13 protein-coding genes are annotated in these 14,823 nt (G+C 71.7%); 5 read left to right on the top strand and 8 right to left on the bottom strand.

Annotation, left to right across the window (positions count from 1 at the left end):
* Nucleotides 1-9 precede the first annotated feature (9 nt).
* Nucleotides 10-609 (top strand): hypothetical protein, encoded by a 600-nt coding sequence (locus AB0O48_RS06460; RefSeq protein ID WP_365063595.1) that lies wholly within the window; start codon nucleotides 10-12, stop codon nucleotides 607-609.
* Nucleotides 610-611: 2 nt separating this feature from the next.
* On the opposite strand, the gene AB0O48_RS06455 is transcribed toward AB0O48_RS06460, so the two are convergent.
* Nucleotides 612-1,169 (bottom strand): hypothetical protein, encoded by a 558-nt coding sequence (locus tag AB0O48_RS06455; protein ID WP_365064351.1) that lies wholly within the window; start codon nucleotides 1,167-1,169, stop codon nucleotides 612-614.
* Between the two features lie 194 nt (nucleotides 1,170-1,363).
* On the opposite strand from AB0O48_RS06455, the gene AB0O48_RS06450 reads away from it, so the two are divergent.
* Nucleotides 1,364-3,961, top strand: coding sequence for an FtsK/SpoIIIE domain-containing protein (locus tag AB0O48_RS06450; RefSeq protein WP_365063593.1), 2,598 nt, complete (start codon nucleotides 1,364-1,366; stop codon nucleotides 3,959-3,961).
* 28 nt (nucleotides 3,962-3,989) lie between these two features.
* The gene (locus tag AB0O48_RS06445; RefSeq protein WP_365063590.1) at nucleotides 3,990-4,709 is read left to right on the top strand and encodes a hypothetical protein; all 720 of its coding nucleotides are present in this window, start codon (nucleotides 3,990-3,992) and stop codon (nucleotides 4,707-4,709) included.
* 100 nt (nucleotides 4,710-4,809) lie between these two features.
* Here AB0O48_RS06445 and folE read toward each other — a convergent pair whose 3' ends face one another.
* The 4 genes from folE to AB0O48_RS06425 all read right to left on the bottom strand — a co-directional run bounded on the left by folE (nucleotide 4,810) and on the right by AB0O48_RS06425 (nucleotide 8,869).
* Nucleotides 4,810-5,475 (bottom strand): GTP cyclohydrolase I FolE, encoded by a 666-nt coding sequence (gene folE, locus AB0O48_RS06440; protein WP_357253056.1) that lies wholly within the window; start codon nucleotides 5,473-5,475, stop codon nucleotides 4,810-4,812.
* A 35-nt stretch (nucleotides 5,476-5,510) separates the two neighbouring features.
* Nucleotides 5,511-7,529 (bottom strand): ATP-dependent zinc metalloprotease FtsH, encoded by a 2,019-nt coding sequence (gene ftsH, locus AB0O48_RS06435; protein ID WP_357252895.1) that lies wholly within the window; start codon nucleotides 7,527-7,529, stop codon nucleotides 5,511-5,513.
* Between the two features lie 475 nt (nucleotides 7,530-8,004).
* The gene (gene hpt / locus AB0O48_RS06430) at nucleotides 8,005-8,580 is read right to left on the bottom strand and encodes a hypoxanthine phosphoribosyltransferase (RefSeq protein ID WP_357252898.1); all 576 of its coding nucleotides are present in this window, start codon (nucleotides 8,578-8,580) and stop codon (nucleotides 8,005-8,007) included.
* A 100-nt stretch (nucleotides 8,581-8,680) separates the two neighbouring features.
* Nucleotides 8,681-8,869: a hypothetical protein gene (locus tag AB0O48_RS06425; protein WP_357253067.1), complete on the bottom strand. Its 189-nt coding sequence runs from the start codon at nucleotides 8,867-8,869 to the stop codon at nucleotides 8,681-8,683.
* A 99-nt stretch (nucleotides 8,870-8,968) separates the two neighbouring features.
* Here AB0O48_RS06425 and AB0O48_RS06420 point away from each other — a divergent pair, with 99 nt between their 5' ends.
* Entirely contained in the window at nucleotides 8,969-9,931 is a 963-nt protein-coding gene (locus tag AB0O48_RS06420) for a helix-turn-helix domain-containing protein (protein WP_357252900.1), read from the top strand.
* 94 nt (nucleotides 9,932-10,025) lie between these two features.
* On the opposite strand, the gene tilS is transcribed toward AB0O48_RS06420, so the two are convergent.
* From tilS to dacB, 3 genes are all read right to left on the bottom strand, one after another.
* Nucleotides 10,026-11,018: a tRNA lysidine(34) synthetase TilS gene (gene tilS / locus AB0O48_RS06415; RefSeq protein ID WP_357570772.1), complete on the bottom strand. Its 993-nt coding sequence runs from the start codon at nucleotides 11,016-11,018 to the stop codon at nucleotides 10,026-10,028.
* Nucleotides 11,019-11,028: 10 nt separating this feature from the next.
* Nucleotides 11,029-12,099, bottom strand: a complete 1,071-nt coding sequence (locus tag AB0O48_RS06410; RefSeq protein WP_357252906.1) for a zinc-dependent metalloprotease — start codon at nucleotides 12,097-12,099, stop codon at nucleotides 11,029-11,031.
* Nucleotides 12,100-12,190: 91 nt separating this feature from the next.
* A complete protein-coding gene (gene dacB / locus AB0O48_RS06405; RefSeq protein ID WP_357253059.1) occupies nucleotides 12,191-13,669 on the bottom strand; it encodes a D-alanyl-D-alanine carboxypeptidase/D-alanyl-D-alanine-endopeptidase in 1,479 nt (492 codons plus the stop codon).
* A 627-nt stretch (nucleotides 13,670-14,296) separates the two neighbouring features.
* Between dacB and AB0O48_RS06400 the strand changes: the two genes are divergently transcribed.
* On the top strand, nucleotides 14,297-14,803 hold the full coding sequence (locus tag AB0O48_RS06400) for an inorganic diphosphatase (RefSeq protein WP_091403280.1): 507 nt from the start codon (nucleotides 14,297-14,299) through the stop codon (nucleotides 14,801-14,803).
* The last annotated feature ends 20 nt before the right edge of the window (nucleotides 14,804-14,823 follow it).

The following is a 14,823-nucleotide window of genomic DNA, read 5'->3' as shown; positions in this document are numbered from 1 at the left end:
ACCGCGGGCATGACCGGACCTATGCCGGACCCCTTCGCCGACCAGCCCGACTGGGCGCCCCGGCCACCCCGCCCGCTGGCCATGGTTCCCGCCACCGATCGGGTGGAGTTACGCGGGCGGCGGGTGCTCGTCGGTCTACCGGGGTTGGGTTGGCGAGGAGATCTGCGCGCGGACGACCGGGTGGTGCAGAGCGCCCGAACCTATGTGCCGGTGATTCCCGAGCACGAGTGGTACCGAGCCGAGGCCGACCAGGTCGAGGTGTTCGCACCGCTGGTGCCGGTGGAACGGGTCTGGGTGGAGACCGTTGGCAGCCGGCCGGAGTCGGAGAGGCCCCGCGAAACTGGCATTCGGTTGGTCTCGTTGGACGGCCCGGCACACCGGGCTCCCACGCCAGTCTTCGAAGCCGACGCCGTCACCGGCCGCCGGGTGGTGCACGTCGAGGGCGGCTTGGAGCGCCGTGATCTGCGCGCGGTCACCGAGACCTACTCGGGTGCCGAGGGGGACATCTGCGTCCGGATCGCTCCGGAAGTGGAGTGGTACCGCTGGGCCTGGCGTGGCCAGTCGCCCACCACCTTGGAGGTTCCGGTCCATCTACTATGGATCGAATAAGGTTAATCTATCTCAAGACCTCCACACACCCGCCAGTCATCCTCTTTTCTCACGTCGAACTGCCAGGTGTCCGTTAAGCTCTGTTGAATACCATCGACTGTGGCGCTACGCCGGATCACCGTCACAACGGAGGCCGTATTACCTTCGCCTTTAATCACAAGGCCGCCCCAGCTGACCAAGATTGTGACGTTCAGCTCCTGCTCACGCGCGAGTAGATCGGTCCGCAAGGACCTCATCGCCTCCAACTGAGATCCGCCCTCACAGGTGAAGAGGTCTGCTCTCGCGTCATTACGATCGACGAGAAACGCGCGCAGATAGTTGTCGACCACCACGTCGGGAGCGCTGCGGTCTGGGGCGGACGCGCGGTGGTACAGCACAAGGCCGGTAGCGAGCCCGCCGAGGCAGAGCAACGTGAGCACCCCGGCAACGACCGTGAGCATCGTCCGCATTCGGCGGGGCGGCGGCTGCGTCTGTGGCGGCACCGGGGCAGGTGGTAGCTGCTCCGATGATGCCCGTTGGGCCGGTACGTGGGAGACCTGGGAACCGGCGGGGGGCTGCACTGATTCCACCTCCTGACGTTATCGGCTGGAGGCCCCTGAGCCAATGCCCCAGATCCAGCGGATCGTGACGGACCCCTACCCATCGGTGAGATCCACGACATCACCGGCGCAGCACCGTGGCACCTCCCGGAGGAGCAGCCTCGGCTGGGATACCGTCTCTGCTCGGGAGGGGTTGCCAACCTCGGGCAGAGGGGGTGGACGCGGTGGCCGGTCCAAAGGCACGCACGAACCGCGCCGCTGCCCTGCATCGTCGGGCAGCGGCAGTCGCCACCGCTGCCGCCGGAATCTTGGATGAGACGCGACCAGCTCCTGCCGACCAGCGCCGCCAGTACGAGCTGGCCGATCGACTCCGGGTGGCCGCCGCGCGGTTGGCCCCTGGTTGGGCGGGCGCTGCATTGGACTCGCTCACCGTGGACTTCCCGGCGGGTGACGGCCCGCCGCCGTTCGTCCGGGTCGGCACGGCGGCGCCGTTGGACGATGCGCGTTTTCCCGCGTTGGTGCCGCTGGTTGGCACCGGTCATCTGAGCGTGGACGCCGACGCTCGGGAGCCACGGGTGGCGGGGTTGCTCCGGGCCGTACTCCTGCGGTTGTTGGCGGCGACACCGGCGGGTGCGCTGTTGATTCGCGCGGTGGATGCCACGGGTTCGGCGTTGACCCCGTTCGGGGCGCTCGCTGATGCTGGCCTGCTGCCCCCGCCGGCGGTGGATCTGGCCGGGTTGCGCGCGGTGCTGACGGAGGCGGAGCAGTGGGTCACTCCGGGGGCGAGTGGGCGACGTCGGCACGATCGCACGCTGCTGCTCGTGTTCGCCGCTCTGCCGGAGTCGACGGGTCCGACGGATCTGGCGCGGATCGAGGCGCTCGCCGAGCAGGGGCCTGCCGCCGGCCTGCATCTGGTGGTGGCGGGTTGGCCTCCGGCCGGCCCGTATGCGACGCGGGCCGCGCCGCCGCACAGCACCGCGCCGCCGCACAGCACCGCGCTGCCGCACAGCACCGCACTGGCCCTGCGCAACTCGTACGCGTTGCTCGGTGATCCGCCGGGGGCGTCCTTCGCGAGTCCGGGAACGGATCCGCCGGGTGGACTGAACTCGCCGGTCTTCGTCGAGGTGGACCCACCGGTCGAGCTGGTCGACGGGGTGTGTCGACGGCTTGCGGAGCAGGTGGAGGCCGGTTCACGGTTGGGGTTGGCGGCTCTGCTGCCGCCGACGGGTGAGCGTCTCTGGGAGGCGGATTCCGCGGACGGGCTGACCACGACGGTCGGTGATGCCGGGGGCCGGTCGGTGCCGCTGGGTTTCACCGAGCTGACCCCGCACTGGCTGGTCAGTGGACGGTCCGCGGCGGGTCGCGCGGCGTTCCTGACCACCGCGTTGCTGGGATTGGCCGCCCGGTACGGTCCGGACGAGTTGGTGCTCTACCTGGTGGATCTCGCCGATGGTGAGTCGTTCGTGGAGTTTCTGCAGACCGAGCGGGACCGGTCGTGGATTCCGCAGGTGCGCGCTGCCGCGATGGCCGCCGATCGGGAGTACGTCCGGGACCTGCTCGACGAGTTGACGGCCGAGGTGCAGCGCAGGGCGGAGGCTGGGGCGCGGGCCGGCGGTCAACGTTTCGCGGAGTTGCGTCAGCACCAGCCGTTGCCCCGGATCGTCTGCGTGTTGGACAACGTGCCGTTGCTCTTCGTCGAGCGGGACCGGTTGGCCGCTGAGGTGGCCACCCAGCTGGACGGGTTGGCTCGGGCCGGTCGGGCGTACGGCGTGCACCTGGTGTTGGCCGGTGCGGGCGAGTTGGGGTTGAGTGCCCGCGCCGATGCGGGTCACCGGGATTCGGTGCTCGGGCAGTTTCCGGTGCGGGTGGCGCTGCCGGGTGGCAGTCCGGTGTTGGAGCCGACGAACGACTCGGCAGCCGGGCTGCCGGTGGGCAGCGCGGTGGTGAACACCGCAGGCGGGCTCGGCGGCCCCCGGGGCGCGATCCGGGGTCATGAACGGCTGATCCGGCACCCCGATCCGCAGGACCACCCGGCGGTGGTGGAGGGGCTTCGGCACGAGTTGTGGGAGGCCCGACCGGCCGGGTCGGTGCCGCCTGTCGTCTTCGCCGGGTACGCGCGCCCGCTGCTCGGCAACGATCCGCGGTACCGGGCGGCGTTGGCGGGGCAGTCGCACGGGCCGGCCGCCCTGCTGGGCCGCGCGGTGGACGTGGCCCGTTCGACGGTCGCCGTACCGTTGGGGCCGGCGGCGGGTCGCAACCTCGCGGTGCTCGGGTCGGGTGCCGCGGCGGGCGGGTTGCTGGCGACGGCGGCCCGGAGCACCGCGGATCATCACGCGCCGGGCACCGCCCGTTTCCTGGTGGCGGTGCCGGATCCGGGAGCTCGGGCGCTGGCGGAGGCGTTGACTGCGGAGTTGGCCACCCGGCATCCGGCCGAGCTGGTGGATTTGCCGACGCTGCTCGCGGCCCCGGCCGACGACGTGCCGACGTATCTGGTGGCCTTCGGGCTGGACCGGCCGGGCCCCCGGGAGCTGCCGGTGGAGCGGTTGCGTGCGTTGTTACGCAACGGACCGCCGACGGGGAGACACCTGTTGGGTTGGTGGCGCGCGGTGCCCCCGTTCGCCGCGCTGTTCGAGCCGGCGGGCGAGGTCGACAAGTTGGCCGCCGTGGCCGTGCTGGACGTGCCGGTCGCGCAGCTCACCGCGGTCTTTGGTCACGCGGTGGAGTGGCAGGCCCGCCCGGACCGGGCGGTGCTCTGGGACGGTCCGGACGAGCGGGGCACGGTCCTGGTGCCGTTCGCCGACGAGGCCGGGTGATCCGGTGGCGCGGGCAGGGGATGTCGAGATGAGTCCGAAGGCCACGGCGACCGGGCCGGGGCGCCAGCGGGTCGCGGCGTCGACCGGGGGCTCCGTCCCGGCGGCGGTCGAGCCCAGCACGGCGTGGGCGGAATACCTGGCCGCGGCCCGCCAGCTGGACGGGGTACGCCGCAGCGCGGCTGCCGCCGCCGGTGAGCAGGCTCGGTCGGCGGAGACCGCCCGGGAGGAGCTGACGGTGGTCCGTACCGGGCTCGCGAGTCAGCAGGAACGGCTGCGCGAGTTGGGCGTACCAGCGATTTCCCTGGTGCCGTCACCGCCGGAGGTGAGCGAGGCGTCCCGGTCGATGGCGGGCGGTCCGGCGGCCGTACTGGCCGCGCTGCGGGCCGCGCGGGGCCGGGCCGAGGCGGCGGACGCCGTCCTGGCGGCGCGGCCCCGGTTCCGGCCGGGGTCCTGGCCGGCGCGGGTGCGCAACCTTCTGGTGTACGGGCCGCTGGCGCTGGTGGTGCCGCTGATCCAGGTCGCGGTGTACGCGGCGACGGGGGTGGGACCGGCCAGTGTGGCCGCGCTGATCTGTGGGCTGCCGATGCCGGCGGTCGCGTTCGTCGCCGGCTGGGTGGGCATTGGGCGGTTGTTCCGGGTGAGCCCCGCCGAGCGACTGGACCGGACGGTGCGTCTCGGCGCGCTGGTGTGTCTGGTGCCGGCGGTGCTGGTGACGGCCGGTCTGCTGCTGGTCCTGCTCGCCGGCTGACCTGCCCGGCTGGTCGGCGCCGGGCAGGAGAGCGGACGGACGGGACGGCGACGGCCGGCCGTCCCCCGCAGGGGTCGGCCGGCCGGGCTGCGTCGGACCGTCAGCGGGGGATGATCAGCGACATTGCCTCGGCTCGCGACTTGGAGTCCGACTGCAGGACGCCGCGCACCGCCGACGTGATGGTCTTGGCACCGGATTTCTGGATGCCGCGCATCGCCATGCACATGTGCTCGCACTCCAGCACGACGACGACGCCGCGGGGGGCGAGTTTGCTCATCAAGAGGTCGGCGACCTGCGAGGTGAGCCGCTCCTGCACCTGGGGCCGGCGGGCGAAGACCTCGACAAGTCGGGCCAGCTTGGACAGGCCGGTGATCCGCCCGTCCGGTCCGGGGATGTAGCCGATGTGCGCACTGCCGCGGAACGGCAGCAGGTGATGTTCGCACAGGCTCATCACGTCGATGTCCCGGACGATCACCAGCTCTTCGTGGTTGGCCTCGAAGGTGGTGCTGAGCACCTGGGCCGGGTCGACCCGCAGGCCGGCGAAGAGTTCGGCGTACGCGCGGGCGACCCGGGCCGGGGTCTGTTGGAGCCCGTCGCGGTCGGGGTCCTCCCCGACGGCGATCAGGATCTCGCGGACGGCCTTCTCGATCCGGCCCAGGTCGACGGCGTCCTCGACCGGGCGACCGGTCAGCCTGCCGCTGATCAGCCGCGCGGCGACGTAGTCGAGGTCGTCGTCGCCGTCGGGTTCGGTCGCGGAGACGGCCAGCTCCCGGTGCGGGGAGCTGGCCGTCGGGTCGTTACTCAGTGCGTGCCGTCCGAGTTGTTGGACGGCGCACCGCCACCGACGGACGCCTGCGCGCCGTCAGCCTCGGCCTGCGCCTTGAGCTTGTCCTTCTCCGTCGGGGTGAGCACGGGCGGCTCGGTGGACGGCTGGCGCTTGCCGAAGCCGTTGTACGGCGCCAGCGGCGGGCGCTTGACCACCCGGGAGCAGATCCGCGCCATGTCGGCCGTGGAGAGGGTCTCCTTCTCCATCAGCTCGAGCACGATGTTGTCCAGGACGTCCCGGTATTCCACCAGGATCTCCCAGGCCTCGTCGTGCGCCAGCTCGACAAGTGCCCGCATCTCGCCGTCGATCTCGGCGGCGACCGAGTCGGAGTAGTCCCGCTCGTGGCCCATGTTGCGGCCGAGGAACGGCTCGTCTCCGCTGGTGCCGTACTTGATCGCACCGAGCTTCGAGCTCATGCCGTACTGGGTGATCATCGCGCGGGCCAGTTGGGTGGCCTTCTCGATGTCGTTGCCGGCGCCGGTGGTGGGCTCGTGGAAGACCAGCTCCTCGGCGGCCCGGCCGCCCAGCGCGTACGCCAGGGTGTCGATCATTTCGGCGCGGGTCTGGGTGTACTTGTCCTCGGTGGGGAGTACCAGGGTGTGGCCCAGCGAGCGGCCACGCGACAGGATCGTCACCTTGTGCACCGGCGCGGCGTGCGGCAGCGCCCAGGCGACAAGCGCGTGCCCACCCTCGTGGTACGCGGTGATCTTCTTTTCCTGGTCGCTCATCACCCGGGTCCGACGCTGCGGACCCGCGACCACCCGGTCGATCGACTCTTCGAGCGAGTCGTTGCTGATCGCCCTCTGGTCCTTGCGGGCGGTGAGCAACGCGGACTCGTTGATCACGTTGGCCAGGTCGGCGCCGCTGAAGCCCGGGGTGCGCCGTGCCACCGCGTCGAGGTCGACGTCGGGCGTGAACGGCTTGCCCTTGGCGTGCACCCGCAGGACGGCCTTGCGGCCCTCCATGTCGGGGGCGTCCACCGGGATCTGCCGGTCGAACCGGCCCGGGCGCAGCAGCGCCGGGTCGAGGATGTCCGGCCGGTTGGTGGCGGCGATCAGGATGACCCCGCCCTTGGTGTCGAAGCCGTCCATCTCGACGAGCAGCTGGTTGAGCGTCTGCTCACGCTCGTCGTGACCACCGCCCATGCCGGCGCCGCGGTGGCGGCCGACGGCGTCGATCTCGTCGACGAAGACGATCGCCGGGGCGTTGGTCTTGGCCTGCTCGAAGAGGTCGCGGACCCGGCTGGCGCCGACACCGACGAACATCTCCACGAAGTCGGAGCCGGAGATGGAGTAGAACGGCACCCCAGCCTCGCCGGCGACGGCGCGGGCCAGCAGCGTCTTGCCCGTTCCGGGCGGGCCGAAGAGCAGCACACCCTTGGGGATCTTGGCACCCAGGGCCTGGTACTTCGCCGGGTTCTGGAGAAAGTCCTTGATCTCGTGCAGCTCCTCGACGGCCTCGTCGGCACCCGCGACGTCCGCGAAGGTCGTCTTCGGGGTGTCCTTGGTGATCATCTTCGCCTTGGACTTGCCGAAGTTGAGCACCCGGGAGCCGCCACCCTGCATCTGCGACATGAAGAACAGCAGCAGCAGGACGAGCAACGCGATCGGCAGGAGGTTGACCAGCAGGCTCACCCAGATGCTGTCCGAGGAGACCTTGGCGTCGGCCGGGCCGGTGACCCGGTTGGCCGCCTTGGCGTCCAGCACCTCGTTCCAGACCTCGTCACCGACCTGGTACGGGAACTGAGCCTCGATCTTGTTGGTCTCGGTCTTGCCGAACTTGGTCTTCTGGGCCAGGTCCAGTTGGAGCGTCTGCTCCTTGTCCTGGAAGATCACCTTGTTGATCTTGGCGGTGTGGAGCTGGTCGAGCGCAACGGAAGTGTCCACGCGGTGGTAGCTGGGACCAGCGGTGAACAGTTGACTGAGCACAACTGCGCCGAGGATGACCAGGATGATCCAGACCACCGGTCGGCGGAAGAAACGCGTACGTTCCATACTGTTGTCGAGCGCCGGAGCGCCCGCATCCTCCTGATCGACGTCCTGACCATCTGATTGGTGTCGCCGCGGTTAAGCGGCGGTCGGAGCTGCCATGCGGGGCGGCCTCGACCCCGAGGCGCGAAAACTGCCGCGCCGCGGTCATTCGACGGTACACCGTGTACGCGAGGAGCGAGCTCGCGAGCCCCGCACTGGGCGCACCTTTGATATCGATGGCACGCGCCGTGGGCAGGCCCACCAGCCCTGCGACCCGCGTACGGCGGGTCCGGGTGGAAACCGGCGTGGCGGGGAGTCCGGCCCGGCCACCCGACGGCCCGATCACGCGGCCGAGGGGGTCGGGCGCGGAGAAACCTCCGGGCCACCGGGTCCACGGTAGCCGCAAGAGCTGAGAGCGCGCTGAACGTCGGCTCGATGAATGCCGATACGAGTCGACCTCACGCCACTCCGGGTCACCCCGGCGGGCTCGCGGCCGGCGTCAGGAGCGGGCGTAGACCTCGGGCTTGAGCACCCCGACGTACGGCAGCTCCCGGTAGCGCTCACCGAAGTCCAGGCCGTAGCCGACCACGAACTCGGTGGGGATGTCGAAGCCGACGTACTTGACCGGGACCGGCACCTTGACCGCGTCCGGCTTACGGAACAGCGCGACGACCTCCACGCTGGCCGCCGAACGGGACTCCAGGTAGCGCAGCAGCCAGGAGAGGGTGAGCCCGGAGTCGACGATGTCCTCGACGACCACCACGTGCCGACCGGCGATGTCCCGGTCCAGGTCCTTGAGGATGCGGACCACCCCGGACGAGGTGGTGCCCTGGCCGTAGGAGGAGATGGCCATGAAGTCGAGTTCGGCCGGGGGGCCGTTGCGGCCGAGTGCCCGCGCGAAGTCCGCCATGAACATCACCGCACCCTTGAGCACGCACACGAGCAGCAGCCCGTCGTTCACGTGGGAGTAGTCGGCGGAGACCTGCTTGGCCAGCTCCGCCGTCTTCTCGCGAATCTGCGCCTCGGAGATGATCACGTGGTCGATGTCGGCGTCGTACCAGGAGCCGTCAGCCATGACTCCTAGCCTGCCGTACGTCGGATGGCCTCCGTCGGCGGGGCCGCACCTTTTGGCGCGGTCCCGCCCGGGATTTTCTGGGCAAAAGATGCTAAAGGCATCAGTTGGTACGTGACCGCCAGCGGCGGCCGTCGTCGCTGGGCTTCCAGTCCGCCGAATCGTGGCTGTCGACGGTCAGGCCGGCCGCCGAGGCGGCGACGAGCAGGACGAGGAAAAGAAGGAAGAGCAGGAACTCCATGGCGGCGCTCGCTTTCGCATGATTGCTGTCGGTTTCGCCGCCGGTGCGCACCGGACTGAGACCAGTCTGCGACCTGTCGCGCCGACCGGACAGTGGCAGGAATGCCATTGGTCATCGATTTACTGCCACCTCTCGGGTTACCCTCGTCACATGCTCCGGTCCATCGCCGTGCTCGCCCTCGACCAGGTCGCCCCCTTCGAGCTCGGCGTGCTCGCCGAGGTGTTCGGCACCGACCGCACCGCCGACGGTTTTCCCGGCTACCGATTCCAGGTGTGCAGCCCCGACGGCGCTCCGGTGCGTACGTCGTCCGGCTTCCACCTCACCCCGCACGCCGACCTCGGCCCGGTCGAGGAGGCCGACCTGGTGGCCGTTCCCGCGCACAGCCAGGGCACCACCGTTCCCGGCTCGGTGCTCGACGCGCTACGACGGGCCGACGCCCGCGGCGCGTACCTGTTCAGCGTCTGCTCGGGCGCCTTCCTGCTCGGCGAGGCCGGCCTGCTCGACGACCGGGAATGCACGACCCACTGGCGGTACGTGGACGAGCTGCAACGCCGGCACCCACGCGCCCGGGTGCGCTGCAACTCGCTCTACGTCCAGGACGGCCGGCTGCTCACCAGCGCCGGCACGGCGGCCGGCATCGACGCCTGCCTGCACCTGATCCGCCAGGAGCACGGCTCGGCCACCGCGACCCGACTGGCGCGACGGATGGTGGTCCCGCCGCACCGCGACGGCGGCCAGTCCCAGTACGTCGAGGCGCCCATCCCGAAGGCACCCGAGGCACCCACCCTGGAACCGGTGCTGGAGTGGCTGATGGGTCACCTGGACCGGACGACCACTGTCGAGGAGTTGGCCGCCCGCGCCGGGATGGCACCACGCACGTTCGCCCGCCGGTTCCGCGCCGAGACCGGCACCACCCCGCACGACTGGCTCACCAACCAACGGGTGCTGCTCGCCCGGCGGCTGCTCGAAGAGACCCCGTTGAGCGTGGAGGCCGTCGCCGACCAGTCCGGCTTCGGCGACGCCGCAGCGCTGCGCCACCACTTCACCCGCCGGGTCGGCGCCACCCCACACAGCTACCGGACCACCTTCCGGGACCGGGCACACAGCGGCTGACATCGCCACCCAGCAAAGGCGCACCCGTTCGGCAACGCAACGCCTACAACGCTGACCGGCGTCGATCGACGGCGCGGCGAGATGGACGTCGGCGTCAGCTGGGGGTGACCGGCGCCAGCCGATCGGCGCGGCGGAGCACCCGGACACCCCCGGGCAGATCGGTGGGACCCTGACCATGCCAAGCGGTGACCAGCGCGTCCAGGGCGTTGACGTGCCGGTGCGACAGCGCTCCCGGCAGGGCGCCCACCTCACGCGCCCAGGAGTGCAGCACCCGGCCACGCACCGCGGGGGCCAGACCGGCCAGCGCGGGCACGGAGAGGCCTCCCTCGGGGTGCCGTGCCCCGGCCAGCGCCGTCGCCGCCACCTCGTCGAGCGCGGCGTTGTCAGCCGCCACCAGACCGGCGGTACGCGCGAGGTTGTCCACCACGCCGGGTCCGAGCGCCCGCACCAGCGCCGGCAGCAGGTCGGCCCGCACCCGGGAGCGGGCGTACGACGGGTCGGTGTTGTGCGGGTCCTGCCACGGGCTCAGCCCGAGCACGGCACAGGCGGCGCGGGTCTGCGCCCGACCGATCTCCAGCAGCGGACGCAGCAGCGGCACCCCGTTCAGGTCTCGCCGGGCGGGCATTCCGGCCAACCCCCGGGGACCGGCGCCCCGGGCGAGCGCCAGCAGCACCGTCTCCGCCTGGTCGTCGCGGGTGTGCCCGGTGAGCACCGCGACCGCGTTCTGCTGCCGGGCCACCTCGGTCAGCGCCTGGTAACGAGCCTCCCGGGCGGCCGCCTCCGGCCCGCCTGGACGCCCCGCCACCTCCACCCGCACGGCGGTCGCCGACGCGTACCCGAACCCACCGGCCCAGGCGACCACCGCCTCGGCACGCTCCGCGGAGCCGTCCTGCAATCCGTGGTCGACCGAGACCAGCACGGCGGCGCGACCCAGTCGAGGCGCCACGAACGCGGTGGCCGCCGCGAGGGCGAGCGAGTCGGCTCCGCCGGAGCAGGCGACAAGCACCGGCCCACCGGACGGCAGACCGGTCAGGGCGCGCCGGACCGCCACCCGGATCGCGGCCACCGGCGGGGCGAGCGCGGCCACCGCTGGGTGGTCAGCCAGCTGCCCGAATGGTGCCGGCCGGGCCGTGCACCCGGGCCACCCAGGCATCCGGGTCACCCAACTCGGACAGCCGGGGCAGCGTGAGCGGCGAGTTGAAGATCGAGTTGAAGCCGTCCATGCCGACCCGTTCCACCACGCCGTGCACGAACTTGCGCCCCTCGGCGTACTGGCGCATCTTGACGTCCACCCCGAGCAGCCGGCGGATGGCCTTCTCCAGCGGGTTGCCCGCCTCCCTGCGTCGGTTGAACGACGCCCGGATCCGCTCCACGCTCGGGATCACCTGCGGACCAACGCCGTCCATCACGAACTCGGCGTGCCCCTCCAGCAGGGTCATCAAGGCGGTGAGCCGGTCCAGCACCGCCCGCTGCGCCGGGGTCTGCACGATGTCCAGCACGCTGGTGCGGCTCTCCGGGTCACGGACCGCCTCGGAAAGCGTGGCCACCCCGCGCCGCAGGCGCTCGACGACATGCTCACTGCCGCTGGACGAGGCGTCGACGAACGCCTGCACCTCGCCGAGGAAATAGGCCCGCATCCACGGAACGGCGGTGAACTGGGTCCGGTGGGTGACCTCGTGCAGGCACACCCAGAGCCGGAAGTCCCGCGGGTCCGCACCGAGCTTGCGCTCCACCTCGACGATGTTCGGTGCGACAAGCAGCAGTTGGCCCGGGTCGGCCGAGAAGACCTCGTACTGCCCGAGCACCCGACCGGAGAGGTACGCCAGCACGGTGCCGGCCTGCACCCCGGTCAGCCGAGAGCCGACCGCCTCGGTCAACGCACCCGGCTGCTTGTCGCCGGACAGCCGGCTCACCAGCGGAGTGATCACCTCGCGAAGGCCGGCAATGTTCGTCGCCGCCCAGTCGCGCCGGTCGACCACCCGAACCGGCGGATGCGCCACCTGCGCCCGCAGCCCCGTGTAGTCGGCCACGTGTCCGGCCGCCTCATCGGTCAGCCGGCGCAGGTCGCCGACCACGTCGGTGGCCTCGGAGTACGACACCCGGGGGCCCGACTTGCTCAACGCCCCCGCGGTGGCGGCGGCCAGATCCCAGTCCACGAACTGCGCCATGGACCCACCGTACCCGCGCCGCGACACCCCGGCCCGCGCTCGCGATCCCGATCGACGGCGATGGCGTCCCCGGTAGGGGTCGGAGTGACGGTCAGCGACAGCCGCAGCCGGCCAGCGCTGCGGTGATCCGATCCAGCGCCGGTTGGGCGGTTTCCTTTCCGCCCGGCACCCGATCCGTGAGCACCGCGAAGGTGAGTAGCCGACCATCGGCGGTGGTGACCAGACCCGCAATGGAGTGCACGGCGGTCAGTGTGCCGGTCTTCGCCCGGACGCTGCCCGCCCCGGCGGCGGTGCCGGCGGCGGTGCGGTAGCGCTCGTCCAGGGTCCCCGACCAGCCGCCCACCGGCAGACCGCCGAAGACGCCCGCCAACTCCGGATGATCCGGGCTGGCGGCCAGTCGGATCAGGTCGGTCAGCAACGACGGGCTGATCCGGTTGTTGCGGGACAGTCCGCTGCCGTCGGACAGGGTGATCTCGTCGGCGGGCAGGCCCAACTCGGCCACCTCCGCGTCCATCGCGGCGGCGCCACCGTCGAACGAGGCCGGCTGGTTGCGGGCCATCGCGACCTGACGGGCCAACGCCTCGGCCACCAGGTTGTCACTCTCGCTGATCATGATGTCGACCAGCCGGATCATCGGCGGAGACTGCACCACACCCAGCTCGCTGCCCGGCGCCGGGGTGCCACCGGCCGCGGCGGGCGCCGGTGCCGTGCCCCGCTTCACGGCGTCGCCCGGCACACCGAGCAGGCGGGCGAACGCCTTTCCGGCGGCCAGGTCCGGCTCGGCGAACCGCGCCGCGGCCCCGTGCGGGACGCTCGGATCCCGGCGTGCGCCGTCGGTCATCAACGCCGTCACCGCGCCACCGGACCCACCGGTGGGGATGTCGTCGTCCCAGCCTGGGCCGTAGACCGGGCCGGAGTAGACCGAACCGTCGACGGTGACACTGGTCGGGGTGGTGCCGCCGAGCGCCGTACGCACCTGGGCGGCCAACTCGTCGAGCCGCGCCGCGCCCGGGTAGTAGCCCTTCTTGTCGATCGCGAGGGTGGGATCGCCACCACCGATGATCACCACCTCGCCGGCCTTCGTGCCGGCCACGGCGCGAGTGGGGATCCGGTAGCCGGGTCCCCGGGCTGCCAGTGCCGTGACCGCGGTCGCCAGTTTGGTCACCGAGGCGGGCACGGTGCCGTCGTCCGCCCCCTTGTCGAACAGCGTCTGGCCGGAGATGACATCGGCCACCGAGACGTTCACCCGATCGCCTAGGGCGGCGACCCCGACAAGTGGGTCGAGCGCGGCACGAACCCCGTCCGCGGTGGGTACCGGAGCGTTCGGGTCCGGGCCGGACAACACGTCCGCCGGGTCCGGCTCCGGGGTCGCGCCCACGGCGTTCGGCGCGGACCCGGCGTCGTCGCCCAGCCATCCAGCGACCGGGCCGGGTCGGACGACGACGACGCCGACACCGGCGAGCACCAGCAGCAGCACGACGGCCAGCACCACCGGCAGCCGCCGCCGACGAGCGGGGGCGACCGGTGCGGGGGCCGGCGCGGCGCCGGCGGGCGACGGCAACGCGGAGATCGGCGGACCCAGCGGTGGGGCGCCACCGGGGGTGGCGGTCGGACCGGGCCACGCACCGGGCGGAGCCGGACTGACCGGGACGGACGCGCTCCCGCGCGACGGACCACCCGAGGTCGGGCCCGGCGGAGCCGGACTGACCGGGACGGACGCGCTGCCGCGCGGCGGGCCACCCGAGGTCGGGCCGGGCGGGGCCGAACTGACCGGGACGGACGCGCTCCCGCGCGGCGGGCCACTCGTCGGCCGGTCACCGCCGGCTACCGGAAAGCGGCCGTTGTTCGGGATGGGCGGGGTCGAGCCGGGGGGGCGCCAGGGCATTGGTGGGGGCGTCCCGGTTGCCGGCGTCCCTGGCTCGGAAGCCCGGGGCAGGTGGGCCTCCGGCACCGGGACCCGGCCCGTGGCGCCGCCGGAGCCGGATCGTCCGGTACCGTGCGCGGAGCCCCCGTCCGGGCGGTAGTGTGAATCTTCCCTCCCCACGACCCCCTCCTCCCCCAGCGAAAATCGGCTTGGGTGACACTACTTCGGTCCGAAGACTATGCGGCGGCCGGAGTCGGCGGGTGGGCATTCACCTGTCCGGAGGGGCCGCCAGTGGTTCCGTTAGCCAGCGTGGGCAGACGAGGGAGCGTGCAGATGGATTTCGACGTGACGGTTGAGATCCCCAAAGGTCACCGGAACAAGTACGAGGTGGACCACAAGACCGGCCGGATCCGGTTGGACCGCACTCTCTTCACCTCCACCCAGTACCCGGCCGACTACGGGTTCATCGAGGGCACTCTGGGCGAGGACGGCGACCCGCTGGACGCGCTGGTGCTGGTCCCCGAGCCGACCTTCCCGGGTTGCCTGATCCGCTGCCGCACCATCGGCATGTTCCGGATGACCGACGAGAAGGGCGGGGACGACAAGGTCCTCTGCGTGCCCTACGAGGATCCTCGCCAGGAGCACCTGCGCGACATCCACCACCTCGGCGAGTTCGACCGGCTGGAGATCCAGCACTTCTTCGAGGTGTACAAGGACCTGGAGCCCGGCAAGTCGGTGGAGGGCGCGACCTGGGTCGGCCGCACCGAGGCCGAGGCCGAGATCCACGCCTCGTACCAGCGGGCCAGGGACGCCGAGGCGCGCGGCGAATCCATGCACTGACGTACCACCGACGCACCGGG

The organism is Micromonospora sp. NPDC085948, from assembly GCF_040686315.1.
Classification (GTDB): Bacteria; Actinomycetota; Actinomycetes; order Mycobacteriales; family Micromonosporaceae; genus Micromonospora.
Note: the sequence above shows the minus strand (reverse complement) of the source record. Positions and strands in the feature narration are given on the sequence as shown.

Bases quoted from the DNA above. Each gene is read 5' to 3' on its own strand.
- hpt (WP_357252898.1), bottom strand. From the start codon at position 8,580: ATGGCTGACGGCTCCTGGTACGACGCCGACATCGACCACGTGATCATC.
- AB0O48_RS06460 (WP_365063595.1), top strand. From the start codon at position 10: ATGACCGGACCTATGCCGGACCCCTTCGCCGACCAGCCCGACTGGGCG.
- AB0O48_RS06410 (WP_357252906.1), bottom strand. From the start codon at position 12,099: ATGGCGCAGTTCGTGGACTGGGATCTGGCCGCCGCCACCGCGGGGGCG.
- AB0O48_RS06445 (WP_365063590.1), top strand. From the start codon at position 3,990: ATGAGTCCGAAGGCCACGGCGACCGGGCCGGGGCGCCAGCGGGTCGCG.
- ftsH (WP_357252895.1), bottom strand. From the start codon at position 7,529: ATGGAACGTACGCGTTTCTTCCGCCGACCGGTGGTCTGGATCATCCTG.
- AB0O48_RS06420 (WP_357252900.1), top strand. From the start codon at position 8,969: ATGCTCCGGTCCATCGCCGTGCTCGCCCTCGACCAGGTCGCCCCCTTC.
- AB0O48_RS06400 (WP_091403280.1), top strand. From the start codon at position 14,297: ATGGATTTCGACGTGACGGTTGAGATCCCCAAAGGTCACCGGAACAAG.